We start from the raw sequence: 17,624 nt of genomic DNA on the forward strand, positions 1-17,624 counted from the left end.
TCAGGCCACCGCTCGCCACATGGCGCACAGAGGGTCCGCGTCAGTGGCTTGTTGGCACAACTGCACGGCTGGCAGGCTTGGCAGGTCCTGGCGGCCGGGGGCATGCAGGTAGACCCGTGGCAGATGCTCGCCATACAACTCGCAGGTCCGCTCGATCAGCGCTTGCAAGGCCTGGTCGCTGTCGGCGCAGCCTTGGGCCAGAACCTGCTGCCAGGCGCCACCGGCGGCCAGCAGCAAGACGCTGCGCCGAGGTTCGGCGAGGACGAAGAGAAAATCGCCCTTGCCCAGTTGTGTCGAGCAACGGTTGAATGCGGCCATCAGGTAAGGCTGTACGGAGCGCAGGTTGAGGTGGCTTTCCTTGCCCAGCGCCTGCAGCCCTTGCAGCAGTGCTTCGGGCAAGGCCGTGGCGATGCGCGCGGCACCGGCCGGCCCTGGCGACAACACGATGCGCCAGTCGTCCAAGGGCTGGCCATAGAGGTTTTCGAAACAGGCCCGGGCGTACCCCTGCAGCTCCTGGGGATGGCCGATGGCGTCGCTCCAGGGCACCAGGCAAAAGCGGCTGTAGCGGGCCGACAGCAAGACGCGCAGTTGGGCTTTTTGTACGCCGAACTCATCCAGCAGAACGCGCAAGGTCTCCAAGGCCGCGGCCCAGGCCGGTCGCGCCCCATCGCAGGCAAAGGCGCGGCTGCCCAGCCACTGGTGTTCGCGGCGATGCCAGCGACCCAGGCCAACCCCGTCGGCGCCGAGCACGGCACAATAACGATCAGGCGATAAATGTGACACGGTTGATCTCCTCAAGCGTGGTACGGCCCTCGCGGACCAGGTCCAGGGCGCTGCTGCGAAGCAGGCGCAGGCCGCGCTGGCAAGCCGCGGCCTTGATCTGCGACAAAGGACGGCGTTCGACGATCATCTGCCGCAGGTCGTCGTCCAGGTGCAGCAGCTCGGCGATGGCGGTACGTCCGCGATAGCCGCTGCCGCGGCATTGGCCACAGCCTTGGACCCGCACGAAACGCCAGCCCTGCACGGCCTCGCGGTTCAACCCCGAAGCCTGCAACAGCTCGTCGTCCGCCTCGCAGTCGCTGACGCAGTGGCCGCAGGCCAGACGGATCAGGCGCTGGGCCAGCACTGCGTTGAGCGCGGAGACGAAGCTATAGGGGTCGACCTGCATCTGGCTGAAGCGGCCGATCACATCGAAGACGTTGTTGGCGTGGATGGTGGTGAACACCAGGTGCCCGGTCAGCGCCGATTGCACGGCGATCTGCGCGGTATCCGGATCGCGGATCTCGCCGACCAGGATCTTGTCCGGGTCATGCCGCAGGATCGAGCGCAGGCCACGGGCGAAGGTCAGGCCTTTCTTTTCATTGACCGGAATCTGCAGCACCCCGGGCAGCTGGTATTCGACCGGGTCCTCGATGGTGATGATCTTGTCGGTGCCGTGGTTGATCTCGCTGATCATGGCGTAGAGGGTGGTGGTCTTGCCGCTGCCGGTCGGCCCGGTGACCAGGATCATGCCGTAGGGCTCGGCCGCCAGCCGGCGCAGGTTGCGCAGGGTCTGGCCCTCGAAACCCAGGGCCTGCAGACGCACGCCGTTGGCTCGATCGGCCAGGTCCTGCTTGTCGAGCACCCGCAGCACCGCATCCTCGCCGAAGATGCTCGGCATGATGGAGACACGAAAATCGATCTGCCGACCGCTGATGGCGACCTTGAAACGTCCATCCTGGGGCACGCGCTTTTCGCCGATGTCCAGCTCTGCCATGACCTTGATCCGCGAGATCACCTGGTCGGCGAACGCGGCGCCACTGGCTTTGCCGGCGCCATTGAGCACCCCGTCGATGCGGTACTTGATCACCAGGCCACCGCCGGTCATGCCCAGATGGATATCACTGGCGTGCATCTTCAGGGCGTCATAGAGGGTCGAGTTGACCAGCTTGACCACGCGGCTCTGGTCCTCGCTGATGCTCGCCAGCGACAGGCTCTGCAGGGCGTCGGCCTCGGCCCCGGGCTCGGCGTCGTGGCCCAGTGAATCGACGGCGTGAAAGCTTTCTTCATGTCGGGCCAGGAAAGCCGCCAGCTCGGCGGGATGCGCGAGGAACAGCGGCGCGTCTCCCAGGCTGTCATCGATCCAGGCCAGCCGGGTGATGTCGAAGGGATCGGCGAACACACCGATGACCTGCCCGGCATCCTCGACCAGGACGAATTCGCGTTTCAGGCACTGAGCGAGGCTGATCCGTTCGAACAACGGGCGGCTGGCGAACAGCGTCTGGCTGTCGAGTACCGGGTAATGAAGGGTGATGCCCAGGCGTTGGGCAAAGATATCGGCGCCATCGCCACTGAGGCGCTCGAGACAGGCGAGCAAGCGCTCGCTGCCGGCCTGGCCGCGAGCCTGGGCCAGCAATTCGCGAGGGTACCCCGGCAGTAGGGCCTGGGTGGCTGGGACAGACACTGTGGACATGGCCTGCGACTCCGTTCGGGGGCGCGTCGCAGGCTGGCTCGGTAAGGCCGGGGTGGCTGCGGGCGCCGTTATTCCCCGGTGAGCAGTCGGTCGTCGTCAGGTTCGGGGGGCTTGGCGCCATTGCGTCGGCGGTCGGCCAGGACCCAGCTGCCATCGTACAACTGCAAGGGGAACGATTCGTGGTTCCTCTGGCGTCGCTCGACGAAACCCTCGGCCTTGCTGTCCGCTGCCTGGTGCTGGCGCTCGATGCCCATCAGGTCGAATACCGCGCGCGCCAGCTCCGCCATCGGGAACGGCTTGAACAGGACATGGCTGACACCCAGCTCGGCGGCCCGCTCACGGACCTCGACGGTCGGGTGGGCGGTGATCAGCACGAAATGACAGTTCCTGTTCTGGCGTACGGTCTCCAGGACCTGAAACCCCTCCATGTCGGGCAAACGATAATCCAGCACGATCACGTCCGGTGCCAGGTCTTCGGCCTGGCCGATGCCAGCGGCACCGTCGTGGGCAACATGGACGTCCAGGCCTTGTACCTGCAGGTAAGCCTGCAGGTTCTGTGCAAGGGTCCGCTCGTCATCGACTACCAATACTCTGTTCACCAAGGTCGACTCCCAAGAACTGCCCGGTTTCCCGGTCTGCGAAGTGCGGCCTTGTAGAGGCTTGAGCAGGCTTCGTGCCAGGCTTGATCACTCATTTAGCACCACTGTAAGTCGTTGTTTTGGCTGGACGTGCTATCCATGTCCCATTACTGCGCTGCCCCCAGAAACGGGGAATGATGGCACAATGCCCCTGCACCGGGACCCATTGTTGGGGAATCAATGCCGTGAGGTTCAATGCCCGCTTCGTCGCATCGGACCGATCAGGCTCAACCACCCCGTTGCACCTGCGCCGTTTCGCGCAGTTGCTGTCGCACGGCTTGGCGCGCCTCGCTCCGCAGCCGATTGACGAGCGCTGTCCGAGCCAAGACCAGGCCGCGTTCCTGTTCGACCAAAGCGCTATCACTTTGGTTCGTCCTGGCGACCAGTCTTTCGCGGTTCGCCTGGTAATAGGCCTGGACCTGTGCGTCGGTCGGTGGCTCGATCGCCGTAAGCTCGGTATACACCTGCTGCGCCGCCATTTCGTGACGAGTGTAGTCGGCAAAGGCTGCCCTATCGAAGCCCGCTTCGGCCAGGCGCCGCTCGAACACCGCTGGGTCGCCGAACACCTGTTCCAGCTGCGTCAGGTACGCGTCGAGCGTGGCATCACTGACCTGCACGCCGCGCCGCTGGGCCTCTTGCCAGAGCAGCTCTTTGTCGATCAGTTCGTCCAAGGCCTGCTCGCGCAGGTGTCGGTACAGGCTGGGGCTGCGGATGCTCGCCACCGCCCTGCCCTGGGCCTGCAGGTATTCGGCGAAATAACGCTCCAGGCGTAGCACGCTGATCTGCACACCATTGACCCGGGCCACGGGCATGTCATCGGCCCACCCCAGGGGCACGAGGCCCAACATCAGGCAAAGCAGCAGGATTGGCATGGGAAGCTCCTTCAAGGTATGTCCGGTGCCGGCCGATAGGGCGCGACGGCGCGAAACCGCGGTCCCGGCAGGTCGACCGCTACGACGTGGGCGCCCGCCAGGCCATGGCGCAGGCCCGGACCGAAGCTCAGCGCCGGGGTCAGGCCGGTGGGTACGTCGTGCAGGCCCTCGAGGACGCGTACAAGGTGTTCGCGGCTCGTATCGCGCCCCATCTGTTTCAGTGCCTCGGTAAGCAGCTTGAGCGCGCACAGCGTGCCCACCTGCAAGGAAGCCTGGCGCCCATCCAGACCTTGGCGTCGCTGCATGTCGGCCAGGCTGGCGCGACCCTGTTCGGTCCAGTCGCCCGGCACGAAGGGATAGGCCAGGAACAGTCGCTGCGACCAGTGTGCCGGCAGACCTGGAAGAGCCCCGGCGACCTGGCTCGAGGCCGCGAACAGGTAGGGCGATCGTCCCGCCGCCTGCAAGGCGTTGGCCAGCTCGGCGAAGCCCCCGGCACGACCGACATAGAGGATGCCCTGCCCTTCGACTGCCCGCCCATCGAAGGCACGCAGCGGCGGCGGTGCCCAGCCCAGCAAACGCAAGCGCTGCCATAACGACTCGGCCAATGCGCCCTGGTCATCCCCGGCATACACCACCTGGAGCGCCCCCGGGCCCAGGGCGAGCGCCTGTCGGCCATGCGCGGCCAGGCTGAGCAATTGTTCGCGCAATCCGGGCAAGGGGTCGAAGATCTGCGGGCTACCGCCGCTGCGCGGAGTACTGCCGATCAACGGAACGCCAGCGCTTTCCAGCCGCTGGCTCAACACGCCATCGAGCAGGGGTGCCAAGGGGGCGATGAGGGCAAACACTTCTTCGCCATCGAGCAGCCGCGCCAGTGCCTGCTCGGCACTGGCCTGATCCGGGCCTGGGTCGAGCGTCACCAGGTGCAGGCGCCGACCGTGGATGCCGCCCTGCAGGTTGAGCTGTTCGAAGCCATCTTCCAGCACGGCGCGCACCACGCGCCCCGCTTCGGCCAGCGGCCCCTGGCTTGGCAGCAGAGTCCCCAGGCGCAAGGTCGCTTCTTCAAGACCGGGGTCACGCTCCTCGCCAAGGCGTTTCAGATAGGCGGTGAGGTTGCGCTGATCGGCCATGCTCAGGACGAAGCGTGGCATGGCCGGGTCCAGACGGTTGCCGGCCGGGTCGAGACCCTGCCCGATGGCACGCGCGACACTGGCATCGCTGTAGGCGGGATAACGACGACCGTTGACCTCGCGCTCGCCCTGCCCCAAGGCAAGGCGCTGCCAATCGAGGGTCGGCGGGCGCACGCCCCCTTCGGCGCGTCCGCGCCCATCGAAACCATGGCAGCTGGCGCAGGGCAGCACACTGGCCGGCACCGTCATGTCGCTGGCGCCCACTCGTGCGACCACTTGGGCATCGCTGCTCGACACGCCCTCGCGAAACAGGCGCTTGCCCGCCTGTTCCTCGGCGCTCAGGTCGAGGGCCAGGGCGGAGCCGCACCCCAGGGTACCGTAGAGCGCCATTCCCGCCAGGCATGCGAGCAGTCGGCGCATGGCGCTCACCGATCCGCCAGAGGCTGGGTCAGCAGCCGCATGCGCTGGGCGATCGCCGCTGCCGGGGCATCCGGGCGAATCTTGCTCCAGCGCTTGCCGGGGACATCCCCGGCGATCAACTGCGTCGAATGCTGCTCGGGACTCGGCAGGAAATGCCCCAGGCGACCCAGCACCAGGTCCACGCTGGCCTTGTCACCGGTGAGGAACAGCCAGTTCGCGCCGTCCACCCCCTGTTTCTCGGCGAAGGCCTTGAGCACCGCCGGGGTGTCATTCCCCGGGTCGCTGCTGATGGAAATGAACGTCACCTGGCTCGCCAGCTCCGGCCCCATGGCTTCGCGCACCTCGCGCAATTTGCGGGTAATGAGGGGGCAGGCTTCGTTGCAGTGAGTGAAGATGACATTGAGCATCACTACCTTGTCCTTCAACACATCGCTGTAGAAGCGCAGCTCGCGGCCGTTCTGGTCCTGGAGCACGGTATCGGTGAACCAGGTCTGCGCGTCGCGGGTGCCGCCCGGGCTGCCCGCGACAGGCTCGGGCGTCGCAGCAGGGGGCGCGTGGCCCTCATGGGCGAGCGCCACGCAAGAGAGGATCCACAGGCAGCCGACCAACGCCAGCCAGTCGATGCCTCGCATGTGGCGGCCAGGCCTCGCGGCGCGGTGTTCGTTCAGGCTACTCATGGTCGTGGCTCCTGATGGTCCGGCGTCCCGGCGATCGCGGTGTGACTGGCGTGCACGCGCCTGGCGCTGAGGCGATCGATTTCGCTGATCAATACCGCCGGGTCGGTGAAGCCGTAGTAGCGTGTCCAGTGGCCAGTGCGGCCGTCCCCCACCAGGATCAGCGGCGGATGCTGGCCGAGGTTGGCGCTGAAGCTGCCGAGGCCCTTCAGGGTCTCGGCGATGGCATAGGGCGTGCCGGTCAACCAGCTCCAGCCCGGCCCATGCTGGAATGCCTTGGCATAGCCAGCCAGGCGCTTGGGATCGTCACGCTGCGGGTCGACGCTGATCGACACCAGCTGTACCTCCTCGCCGACCCGTCCTCCCAGCGTCCGCTGGACCTTGGACATGATCGAGGAGACCACCGGGCACACCGTGGTGCAGCTGGTGTAGATGAAACCCATGACTACCAGGCGATCGCCTACCAGCTCCTTTTCCAGGCGCACCGGCATGCCTGCCTGGTCGAGCAGGGAAACGTCGGCAAAGCGCACGCTGGTTTTTTCCTGGTGAGCCTCGGGCGCGGCATGGTTGGCGTGCGCGGCGGGGTCATGACCGCCGTGCGCCAGCGCCAGAGGGCTGGTCAGCAACAGGCTCAAACCAAGCAATCTGCAAGACGAGACGGCGTTCATCGCATACTCCTGGGTTGCGCTTGGGAAACGGTAGGCACCGCGACCGGCAGGACGCGCAGGCTGGTGTAGTTGTTTTCGGCAAACTTGGCTCCCAGAGAGGGCGCCTGCACATGCAGGTACCAGGCACCGGCCTCGGCCAGTCGCAGCGACGCCTGGTAGACCCCCTCGCCGACTTCGTCGAGCGGCACGCTGCGCGCCAGGGACGAAGGTGCCAGGAAGTAGCGCAGGCTGATGTCGCGCAAGCCCAGGCGCGGCTTGCCGTCGTCATCGAGGATGCGCACCTTGGCCGTGAAGAGGCTGTTCTGCGGTAACGGTTTGTCGGCACCGATGAATTCCACGCGCGCGCTCTTGTGCTTGCTGGCGCCGGGCACGTCGACGATCTGCGTGCTGAAGCAGTGGATGATCTGTGGCTGGTTGAGCAGGAACGCCACATCGAAGGTGCCGGCGGCCGGCATCTTCACCGTCGAGCCGTATACCCCCGGCGCCAGCTCGCGCAGGCTGCGATCGATGACGATGGCCGCCCGCGCGTGGCTGCCACGGTTGTTATAGCCCGACATCGGGGCATTCATCCCCTCGGCGTAGAAGTAGGTGGTGTTATCCACCGGGTTGACCACGAACACCGAGTTGTCGTCACGGGCCACGCTCAGGCCCTGGGCCAACGGCAGGTCGCCGGCCTGGCGCGGCGCCGCGGGGCCGGCCTCGAAACCCTGCACGATCGGCTCGCGGCCTTCGCCCAGGCTGCCCAGGTTGATCATGCTGACCTTCGGCGAAGCCAGGCCGCGCACGTAGGCGTAGCCCTTGGTGAAGGTCAGTTGGTAGGGCTCGGCGGCCACGGGGATACTATGGATCAGCCGATCGGTGCTGGCGTCGATCACCAGCGCCTGGTTCTCCAGGGTATTGAGGACGATGCCGTAGCGTCCGTCGCCGCTGAAACGCATCGGCCCCAGGCCCTGTTCGGCGGTGACCGTATGCCGCGGCGTATGCTTCTGGGCATCGATGACCCGCACCGTGCCTTCCTCGCCATCGGTCACGTAGACCGCCTGGGACAGCGCCGAGTAGCTGACCGACAAGGGACGCGGCCCAACCGACAGGGTCTTCACCAGGCGCATCTGGGCGGCATCGATGACGCTCAGGGTGCCGCTGTCGCGATTGCTGACGAAGGCGTAGCGGGAATCGGCGCTGAAGGCGATCTCGTGATGTCCCGAGCCGGTGGCGAAGAATTTCAGGGTGCTGCGGCTATGCACATCGATCACCGTGACCCCACCGCGCGCGGGATCCTTGCTGTTGTTGCCCACCCACAACCGCCGCAGGTCCGGCTGCAAGGCGACCCGCACCGGTTGCTCGCCGGCGGGCAAGGTGGCCACGCGACGGAAGGTCTCGGTGTCGATCACCGCCACCTCGCCGCGCTCGGGCATGGACACGAAGACCTGCTTGTCATCGCTGCCGGCGACCCAGTCCATGGGCCGCCCCGGCAGGTCGATACGGGCCAGGGTGCTGGTCACGCCCCCGACCGATACCGTGGGATCGACCACCGTCAGGCTGGCATCATTGTTCAGCACCAGCAGGAAGTAGCTGTTGAGGTCGAGCAAGGGCCGCGCGCCGATACTGCTCTTGAGGAACAGCGCCACCCTGGCCTTGCAGCTGCTGTCACGATCTGCGCTGGCCGGCGCCGACTGCGCGGGGTCCAACCAGGCCCCCGGCGCCATGCCCGACAACGGCTGACCGCTGCGTTCGTCACTGACCTTGAAGCGGATGTTGGCAAAAGCGCCAGCCCGCAGTTCGCCACCCTCCAGGGGGCGTGCCTCGAATTCCACCGTGACGCCGTCACGGCTCAGCCGGTGCAGGCCCTGGGGATCGGCGAGCGGCTGCAGCAGCTCGCGTGGATCGCCCCAGAACACGGCACAAGCTACCCCCAGTCCGATCAGCGCCGCGCCCAGCACCCCCAGGTACGCGGGTCGATTCTTCTTGTCCATGCCCGGTACTCCCCCTTGTCTACTGCGCCACGGCCGTGGTCGGCGGTGCTTCGTTGGTCACCCGCAGCAGCCCCCACAACCCCGAGGCATTGCCGTAGGCGGCGTAGTCGCGGAATACATAGTCGCCCGGCACCGCGTTCATCCCCCCGGCGCTTGGCAACATGAAGCTGAAGTGCGCCGCGGGCAGCACGCTTTCCTGGGCGCCGATGTAGATCGACATCGGGTTGTAGCCAAAGCGCACCGAGCCGATCCCCGGCAGGCCCAGCGGATGGCCATCGAGGTCATTCTTCTCGGCCTGGTAGGCATGCAGCGGCCACAGGTGCCCATCGAGCTGGTAGGTGATGCCACGGCTGCCGCCACTGGGCATCAGCACATGGCTGCGCAGCGGCTGACCAGGCTTGGCCCAGAGCACCGGTGTCTGCGGGTCGCCGCCGACCAGGGCGTTGCTGTAGGCCATGTGGGCATTCGGTACATCGGCGAAGCCGTTGCCGTTGGCGTGGCCGAACGGAGCGTCCGGCGCCAGGCCGAAGCGCAGCCACAGCGGCTCGGTCTTGTAGTTCAGCGCCATGTTGCCGTTGTCTTTCGGGTCGCCTGGCACGCCATTGCCTTCAGTCGCGATGCCTTCCACCGGCCGCCCGTCGGCCCAGCGCATGTTCAACGCCCGCTGCCACACGGTGACGAAGTCGCGGTAGGCCGGCTGACCGCTGACCTGTACCGTGGCCGAAGCGCGACTGGCGCTATCCTCGGTCCAGGTAGCCGTCTGCGGCAGGATGGTCATGGCGCCCACCAACCCCTTCTGCGGTTGCTTGATGACATCCGCCGGGGTCAGGTTGAGCCCGCCGAACTCGATCGCCGTGGTGTTGATGTTGTCCACGGTGCGGCCCAGCTGGATCACCGGCTTGCCTTCACGCTCCAGGTGCCCGGCGTAGTATTGGTACACCTTGCTCGGGTAGGCTCCGGTGCTGCCGGCACGCGGGGGCACGGTCTGCGACGGGTTGAGACCGATGTTGGTGCCGTCGGACTTGGTGATGTCGTAGCTGAGCAGCTGGGCGTGCAGGCCGATATGGCTGGAAGGCCGCATCAGGTTGTTGTTGAACGCCGTGGAGCCTTCGCTGCCGTTACGATCGCGCTTGACCAAGTTCTGCATCACTGCGGTGCTGGCCAGGTCCGGCATCACCAGCGGCAGACGGTTTTCCAGGGTGACACTGATGCAGTCCCCTGCGTTGGCGCGCAGGACCAGGGGCTCGACCGGCACGCCGGGCTTGAGCTTGCCAGTGATCGGGTCAAGGTCGGCCTTGCGCACGTAGAGCACGGCGGTCGGGTCATGCAGCGGAGCACTGTGGCCGCCGACCGTGAAGCTGATGCCCTCCTCTTCGTCGAAGACGGTGGTTTGCGGGATACTGGTCTTGCGACTGTTGAACACCAGGGTGCCGCCATTGGCCTTGAGCGGTCCGCCGACATGCTGGCCGATGCCGGCCGGGTCGCTGATGCTCACCCCGTGACGGTTCTCCAGAATGTCGTTGGCCAGGGCGGCGACGATCTCGTAGCTGCGCTTGACCGTGGGACGCGTGCCGATGCCGTTGGGATTGGCCGTGGTGCGTGGGCAGATGCCGTCGAAGGCGACCGTGTTGCGCATGGCCACCGGTTGCGGGTTGTTGGACAGCGCGAACAGGTCGCCGCGCTGGGCGGTGTAGTTGCGCATGACGCCCCAGATGCCGTTCCAGTAGCCTTCCAGCGAGGCATCGAGGGCGTACAGGTAGTCACCATTGATGGCGGCGGAGCTGGAGATCATCGACACCGGCGCCATGAAGCCCATCTGTTCGGAGATACCGATCATCTGCGAGGCTTTCCAGCCCGAGTTGGAGCTGCTGCCGAAGCCGGAGCCGTTCTGCAGCCATTTCACGCCGTGCAGGGTGACGTTGTGTTCCTCCTCGTGTCCGCCGGCGTGCATGCGCAGACGCACGTTGTCGCCCGAATAGGTGCGCAGCATCGGCGTAAAGGGGTCACCGGGTTCGCTGCCTTTGTTGATGTGCGGTGGGAACAGCGTGGTGCCCCCGGTCGGCCCGACGGCCGAGGTGATCGCCGATGGCGCCAGGTTCATCGCCGGAATCGCCCGGTCGGTACGGCTCTGCATGGCATAGGCCAGGTCTCCGGCCAGGCCATCGGCCTGCATGCCCCGCTTGCCGTCCGGAGCGACCTTGTTGGGGTCGAACACCCGCAGCGCCAAGGGTTCGTTGCGGTAGTTGACGACGAACATGCCGGGGTCATCCACCGAGATCGCCTGTGGGCATGGCCGGGTCGGGCAGCCTGGGTTGAGGCCACCACGGGATTCGACCACCGACTCCAGCAGGTTCGAGGCCTTCTGCCGCACAGGGGGGTTGATGGCGTAGCGGAAGCTGTCGGGCGTGGCCGGGTAGGACTGCGGGTTGGGCACCCCATCCGGGCCGGCGCCGACATACACGCCCGCCTCATAGGCATGCTGGAAGTCGCTGTATTCCAGGAAGAACTCGCGATAGCTGTCGTTGCGGCCGTCGCCATCGTGGTCCCCGGTCTGGATCACCGCTTGCCACGAGGTCGGACCACCGTCCTGGCGGGTTGCCGGGTTGTACAGTTTCTCGCCGGTCTCGGCGTGGTACCAGGTGGAGTTGGCCGGTTCGGCCAGCACCGTGGCATACAGGCCCAGTTGCTGATGGGTCGATGGGCCGAGGTGGTCGTGGGTGAAGATGGTCCCCAGGCCACGGTCGACGTTGTGGACGTTGACCAGCGGGTCGGCGAACCAGCGCTGCATGGCCGTCCGCGCACCCAGCCAGTCACCCCTGCCGAAGCGGCCGAAGTAAGGATGCTGCTTGGCTTTCGGGCATTCGGCGCTGCCGTCGCGAGCATCGCTTTCGGTGCAACCGTTGAACGCGCGGATGGCGTGAATGCGTTCGACCACGCTACCGGGCGAAAGGATGCCGTCCTCGTAGTTCCAGCCGTTGGCCGCGCCGTCCGCCGCAGTCAGGTCCCACTTGGGCAGGTGGATATGCTGGCCGATCACGTCGGTCGGGGTGCGGACCTGGTAGTCGTCCATCTCGTAGACCGAAGGGATCAGGTTGGTGTGCTGGTACTGGGTGCAGTCGAAGGTGTTCATGCGCATCACCAGCGGCTCTGGCGGACGCTGTTTGGTGATCACCGGCCAGGCGTCTTCCCAGAGTGCGATGATGCGCGCTTGCGGGAAGTGGTAGCCGACTTTGTTGTACACCGCGTCGAACTGGATGTTGGCCCCCTTGTAGATGCGTGGGCGGTCGGCCGTGAAGGTGGATGCGCCGCGGAAGTTGATAGCGCCCTGGCCTTCGCCGCTGAAGTACTCGCCCGCGCCGGAAGACTGGGTCAGGCGTTTGCCGCGGTCGTCCATGCACGGCTCGTAGAACGGCGCGCCGGCAACGGGTGGCGCACCGTTGGTGCGGAAGTTGCGCGGTACCGGCTGGCTGCCCGGGACAAGGGCGTAGCTAGCGTGTTCGGCCTTGGCATGGAACCGCATCGCCGCCTGCTCGACCTCGGTGCCCTGCTCGGGCAGGTAGATGGGCTTGGCCTTGTGCACGACCTTGGAGAAGTCCAGCGCCGTGGTGGTGGTGACGGCCTCGCCGCCGGCCGATACGCCATCGAGCACGTGGCGGCTCAAGCCTCCGTCCCAACCTTCGACCTGGTTCGGGTCCAGGTTGGCCCACAGTGCATTGCCGCTGGCCTTGAGCTGGCGAGCCATTTCAGGGTCGAGCATGTCCAGGGGCGGGGTGGGCGGACGTTGGCCGACGCTGCTTTCCATGCCACCGATCCAGAACGGATAGCCAGGGTTCTTCAGGCTGCCATCGGCATTGCGGTTGCTTTCGCTGCGATCGACCAGGACCAGCGAACCGATGGCCCGTGGTTCGACGGATTCCTGCTCATGGTCGTCGTCCTCGCCCTCCTCTTCATCGTCGTCGTGATTGGCGATCATCGGCTCGGCCAGCTTGGGTATGACGGCGACCTTGCCGGGCATGGGCGCCATGGCCTTGCCGGGCAATGGCACGATCGCCGGGATCGGCGTACCAGCGACGATTTCCCCATCCGGCAGGGCGCGGGCGCCCGCGGCCGGCTTGCCGTTGCGCAAGGCGAACGGCGTGCTGTGGTAGCCATTGGCGCTGTCGCCACTGACGGTCAGACGCGTGCCTTCCTCGAACACGTCATGTATCCGCCACATGGCCCACATGCCTTGGGCGAAGTGCGGGTAGAAGTGGCAGTGGTAGATGGCATCGCCCGCCACGCGGTTGCGGTTGCCCGAGCCGCCGTTGGCGATTTCGTAGGTGTAGCCCGTGCCTGGACCGATGCCTTGTGCATCGATGTAGTCGGAGTTGTCGTCATGCGGGTTGAACAGCCACTGGTGGCCATGCAGGTGGAAGATGTGCTGTTCATGGCCGTTGTGGGTGTTGCGGAACTTGGTGAAGTCGCCGATATAGCTGTGGTGCACGTTGGCCGGCTCGGCCGGGTACAGGGCCATGCTGGCCTTGACGCCCACCGCGCTGGCGGGCGGCGTCTCGCCCGGGCGGATGCTCTCCAGGCCGACGTTGGCGGGCACGTCGACCAGCATGCCGACGTCGCCGACGGTATGCGCGCTGAGGAAGAACTCCTCGTAGGCGCACGACAGGCAGTCATGCATGGGCCCGACGCCGAGGCGGTTGGCCACGACCTCGGCGCCCATGCCACCGGAGCCATAGTTGATCATGAACGAGTCGCGGGCGGGTTCCAGCACATGGCCCATCACCGGGTCGGCCCAGTAGCCGGGGAAGGCCTGGGTGGCCGCGACCTCGTCGGCGAACTGCGAGGCGAAGTCGCGGAAGGCCTCGAGGCGGTTGGGTAGCGCCGGATTGCGTTTGCCGAGCTTTTCCAGTGGGTAGGTCGAGGCGGGGAAACTGCCGTCGGCGTTAGGGCCCATGACGATGGCATCGGTGTCGCTGCTGACGATCTGGTTGCCGTCGAGCATGGCGATGATCGGCAGGCCGGCCCGGCCCTCGCTGATCCAGGGTTCGACCTGCGGGTAGCGGGCTTCGTAGTTGACTACCGGTTGCCCGGTTGGCGCGCGACCGGTACTGGCCAGGCGCATTTCCTCTTCGGTGAGGGTATTGCGGTAGATACGACCGCCCTTGGGCACCACGACGACTTGGCCGAACAGTCCGTTGGCGACGTTGCCCGCCCCGCCCTGGCCACCGAAGGTAGCGCCCAGGCTGGTGGCGGCGAATGCGCCTTCGCGTTCGGCGTAAAGGGTATAACCGCGCGTACCGCCGGGGGCGATCAGGAAGTTGCCGTTGCGTCCCGCGTTGGCGGCGATGTCGGCGATGCTATTGACCGCCTGCATGCCGTTGACCTGGAAACCTACGTGACGGTCGGTGACCTGCTCGTCGGCGACGAAGTGTTCATCGCCCTCGTTTTCGATCTCCGGCCCCTCTTCCTCTTCTTCGCCTTCGACCTCGTTTTCTTCATGATCGAGACCGTGCTTGTTCGGGTTGGCCTGGTAGGCCAGCAGGTTGGTCAGGTTGACTGTCAGGCAGTCACCCGCGGCGACGCGCAGCACGATGGGGCGGGGACGCTTGTCCGGGCGCAACGTCACCTTGCCGGGGATCGCGGCGCCGCCTCTGGACAGCGGCACCAGGTGCTCGTCCACGACGTCCTGCTGGAGGGCGAATATCATGCCATTGGCATTCTGCGCGCCGAGACGGTTGAACATTAGTGGTTGGTCCAATGCGACGACGTTGGCTACCACGGTGCGCTGGCACTGCACAGCCGCCTCGCTGGTCGCCTGCCAGCCGAACATGGCCAGCACGAGTGAAGTCAGGACCGAGCCTTTCAATGGGGTCATCATGCTGCACCTCCAGGACTCAGGGGATCTGAGGCAGCTGGAGCAAGCGCCGTGCCATAAATAAAATTCTTTTATATCAAGTAGTTGTGATGACAACCGAAACGAGTTGGGGAGCTTCCCCCATGGGGTGCCCCTGTATTGGGGGGTGTCAGGGACGGTGTTTTCGAAAGGTTTCGCTGGCGCCGGGAACCCTTCAGACTGGCGTCAATGCTTCGAAGAGAGGAAAGAATGATGGAGACGATTACCGGACTGGTTCTGGCGGCGGGATTTTCCCGACGCTTCGGCGCGGACAAGCGAAAGGCCCCGCTGCCGGGGGGCCAGACCTTGCTCGCCACCAGCCTGTCGCAGGTCCTGGCCCGCTTGCCGGAGGTCTGGGTGGTGCTACGTCCCGAGGATGACCGCCGCGCCCTGGGCATTGCCGATGGCGTGAACCTGGTGCGCGGCGAATCCGCCGCCTTGGGAATGGGCCACAGCCTGGCCAGCGGCATCGAAGCGCTCGACCAGCATTCGAAGGCGAACGCCGTGGCCATCTTCCTCGGCGACATGCCCTGGATCGCTGACGAAACCCTGGCCCGGCTGTTCGCCGAGGCTGGGGCGGAACGTATCGTAGTGCCGGTTCACCAGGGTCAGCCGGGGCATCCGGTCATCTTCGGGCGTCGCTTCTGGCCCGAACTGCGAAGACTGACCGGCGATGAAGGCGCCAGAGCCGTGGTCAAGGCCCATCCGAACGCGGTGATTCGCGTCGAAGTAAGCGATCCAGGCGTACTGCGAGACGTGGATGTGCCCGCCGCTTTGATTACCACCTTGTAGGAGATCACCCAGCTCGTTGCGCTGCCCTGTCGCTCAAAGAACGTTTCTTGAGCCACCGCCGTACCTGTGGAGCAACTTTCTTGCTCAAAATTCGAAATGCATGCGTTCCCTGGACTGTCCTCAAAAAGTTGGACCCCCCATCTATCCCTTGGGGACAGTCAATCCCTGTGGGAGCGGGTTTACCCGCGAAGCAAGCCACGCGGTGAATGGCACGGGCTTCGCCCGTGTTCGCGGGCAAGCCCGCTCCCACAGGGATCACGCACTGGCAGCGACCGCCATCGCTATCGCGGGACCGCTGGCCGGGTCAGTACTCTGTGGGAGCGGCGGTTCGCCGATGCGACTTGCCCGCTAACACGGGCGAAGCCTGTGTCATCTACCGCGTGGCTTGCTTCGCGGGTAAACCCGCTCCCACAGGGAGCACGCACTGGCAGCGACCGCCATCGCTATCGCGGGACCGCTGGCCGGGTCAGTACTCTGTGGGAGCGGCGGTTCGCCGATGCGACTTGCCCGCGAACACGGGTGAAGCCTGTGTCATCTACCGCGTGGCTTGCTTCGCGGGTAAACCCGCTCCCACAGGGATCACGCACTGGCAGCGACCGCCATCGCTATCGCGGGACCGCTTGCCGGGTCAGTGCTCTGTGGGAGCGGCGGTTCGCCGATGCGGCTTGCCCGTTAACACGGGCGAAGCCCGTGTCATCTACCGCGTGGCTTGCTTCGCGGGTAAACCCGCTCCCACAGGGATCACGCACTGGCAGCGACCGCCATCGCTACCGTGGGACCGCTTGCCAGGTCAGTGCTCCTACGCCCAGCGACACCATTCTTCAACGCCACCAGTTCGGCCATGAACGACAGGGCGATCTCCACCGGCGTGTAACTGCCGATATCGAGGCCGATAGGCCCGTGCAATCGAGCGATCTCGTGAGCTTGCAAGCCCAGCTCGGCCAGGTATTCGCGTCGGCGCGCGCTGGTCTTGCGCGAACCGATGGCGCCTACGTAGAAGGCGTTGGACTTCAACGCGGTGAGCAGAGCCATGTCATCCAGCCGAGGATCGTGGGTGAGGGTCACGATGGCCGTGCGCTCGTCGGGATGGATAGACAGCACGGCGTCGTCGGGCATGCCCGCGATCCAGCGCACGTCCATCCCTGGCCACTCTGCGGCGAACTGGCTGCGCGGGTCGCAGACCAGGACTTCGAAGCCCAGCATCAGCGCCATCTCGGCAACGTAGCGGGAGAGCTGGCCCGCGCCGATCATCATCAGCCGCCAACGCGGGCCGTACACCGCGCGAACCTTCGAGGCATCCTGGTGAAACGCATCATCGAGGCTCGCGTCATGCAGCAATACCTTGCCGGTGCGCAGGTCCAGTTCCCGAACGGTCACCTGGTGCGATTCGCAGCGCCTTACCAGCTCGTCCAGCCAACCGTAGTCGTCGATCCGCTCCTCGGTAAGGCGCAAGGTTCCCCCGCAAGGCAACCCGAAACGCGATGCCTCCTGTGCCGTGAAGCCATAGGTCACGATACCGACTGCCTGCTTCGCGGGCGCGATGCGGCCAGCGGCCTGGCGTTCGATGAGATCGTCTTCGATACAGCCCCCCGACACCGAACCGATGACCGTCCCGTCGTCGCGCAATGCCAGCATCGCGCCTGGCTGGCGCGGCGCGCTGCCCCAGGTCTCGATGACCATGTACAAGCGCACGCCGTGCCCATCCCTGCGCCAGGCCAGCGCGGCGCGCAAGACATCCAGGTCGACGTTGTCCATCATGAGAAACCCTCCAGCCAGGTATGGCATTCGCCAAAGATACGGATGCCCACCGGCTAGGACAACGGTCGGGGGTGGGTTGGTTCGGAAAAAATCAAGATTCGAGGCATGGATTTTGGAACCGCCGCGATTGAACTGCGCCCCTGATGGTGGACACCTGTCCGCCATCAGGGGCGCAGTTCAAATACCTGTGGGAGCGGGTTCACCCGCGAAGAGGTCCGCCCTGCCACCCTCTGGGTCCGAGCAAGAACCGCGTCCTTGTTCGCAGGTAAATCGCATCGGCGACCCGCCGCCCCTGCCCCGTTCCGCCCATCGCGGAGCGGCATCGGTCACGGCTCCGGCCTTTTCCAGCGTCTTGACCATGGC

11 protein-coding genes are annotated in these 17,624 nt (G+C 65.8%); 1 reads left to right on the plus strand and 10 read right to left on the minus strand.

The annotated features are described in order from the left end of the window. From G7009_RS16150 to mnxG, 9 genes are all read right to left on the minus strand, one after another. Positions 1 to 783 carry a hypothetical protein gene (locus G7009_RS16150; RefSeq protein ID WP_181131059.1) on the minus strand — a complete coding sequence of 261 codons (783 nt, stop codon included), beginning with the start codon at positions 781 to 783 and terminating at the stop codon, positions 1 to 3. After that, positions 764 to 2,452, minus strand: coding sequence for a GspE/PulE family protein (locus tag G7009_RS16155; RefSeq protein ID WP_181131060.1), 1,689 nt, complete (start codon positions 2,450 to 2,452; stop codon positions 764 to 766). The genes G7009_RS16150 and G7009_RS16155 overlap by 20 nt, the downstream gene beginning before the upstream one ends. Positions 2,453 to 2,520: 68 nt before the next feature. Further along, positions 2,521 to 3,054 carry a response regulator gene (locus tag G7009_RS16160; RefSeq protein WP_181131061.1) on the minus strand — a complete coding sequence of 178 codons (534 nt, stop codon included), beginning with the start codon at positions 3,052 to 3,054 and terminating at the stop codon, positions 2,521 to 2,523. Between the two features lie 263 nt (positions 3,055 to 3,317). Continuing rightward, entirely contained in the window at positions 3,318 to 3,962 is a 645-nt protein-coding gene (locus G7009_RS16165; RefSeq protein ID WP_181131062.1) for a SurA N-terminal domain-containing protein, read from the minus strand. Between the two features lie 11 nt (positions 3,963 to 3,973). After that, the gene (locus tag G7009_RS16170) at positions 3,974 to 5,509 is read right to left on the minus strand and encodes a cytochrome c/ABC transporter substrate-binding protein (RefSeq protein WP_181131063.1); all 1,536 of its coding nucleotides are present in this window, start codon (positions 5,507 to 5,509) and stop codon (positions 3,974 to 3,976) included. A 5-nt stretch (positions 5,510 to 5,514) separates the two neighbouring features. Further along, positions 5,515 to 6,186, minus strand: coding sequence for an SCO family protein (locus tag G7009_RS16175; RefSeq protein WP_181131064.1), 672 nt, complete (start codon positions 6,184 to 6,186; stop codon positions 5,515 to 5,517). Continuing rightward, positions 6,183 to 6,851: an SCO family protein gene (locus G7009_RS16180; protein WP_181131065.1), complete on the minus strand. Its 669-nt coding sequence runs from the start codon at positions 6,849 to 6,851 to the stop codon at positions 6,183 to 6,185. The genes G7009_RS16175 and G7009_RS16180 overlap by 4 nt, the downstream gene beginning before the upstream one ends. After that, the gene (locus tag G7009_RS16185) at positions 6,848 to 8,824 is read right to left on the minus strand and encodes a cytochrome D1 domain-containing protein (protein WP_181131066.1); all 1,977 of its coding nucleotides are present in this window, start codon (positions 8,822 to 8,824) and stop codon (positions 6,848 to 6,850) included. Before G7009_RS16185 ends, G7009_RS16180 begins: the two co-directional genes overlap by 4 nt. 19 nt (positions 8,825 to 8,843) lie before the next feature. Then, positions 8,844 to 14,696 carry a manganese-oxidizing multicopper oxidase MnxG gene (gene mnxG / locus G7009_RS16190; protein ID WP_181131067.1) on the minus strand — a complete coding sequence of 1,951 codons (5,853 nt, stop codon included), beginning with the start codon at positions 14,694 to 14,696 and terminating at the stop codon, positions 8,844 to 8,846. A 228-nt stretch (positions 14,697 to 14,924) separates the two neighbouring features. On the opposite strand from mnxG, the gene G7009_RS16195 reads away from it, so the two are divergent. Continuing rightward, positions 14,925 to 15,503: a nucleotidyltransferase family protein gene (locus G7009_RS16195; protein ID WP_181131068.1), complete on the plus strand. Its 579-nt coding sequence runs from the start codon at positions 14,925 to 14,927 to the stop codon at positions 15,501 to 15,503. A gap of 741 nt (positions 15,504 to 16,244) precedes the next feature. Here the strand turns inward: G7009_RS16195 and G7009_RS16200 are convergent. Beyond that, the gene (locus G7009_RS16200; RefSeq protein WP_181131115.1) at positions 16,245 to 17,258 is read right to left on the minus strand and encodes an XdhC family protein; all 1,014 of its coding nucleotides are present in this window, start codon (positions 17,256 to 17,258) and stop codon (positions 16,245 to 16,247) included. Positions 17,259 to 17,624 lie beyond the last annotated feature (366 nt).

This window comes from Pseudomonas capeferrum (assembly GCF_013523055.1).
Taxonomy (GTDB): domain Bacteria; phylum Pseudomonadota; class Gammaproteobacteria; order Pseudomonadales; family Pseudomonadaceae; genus Aquipseudomonas; species Aquipseudomonas capeferrum_A.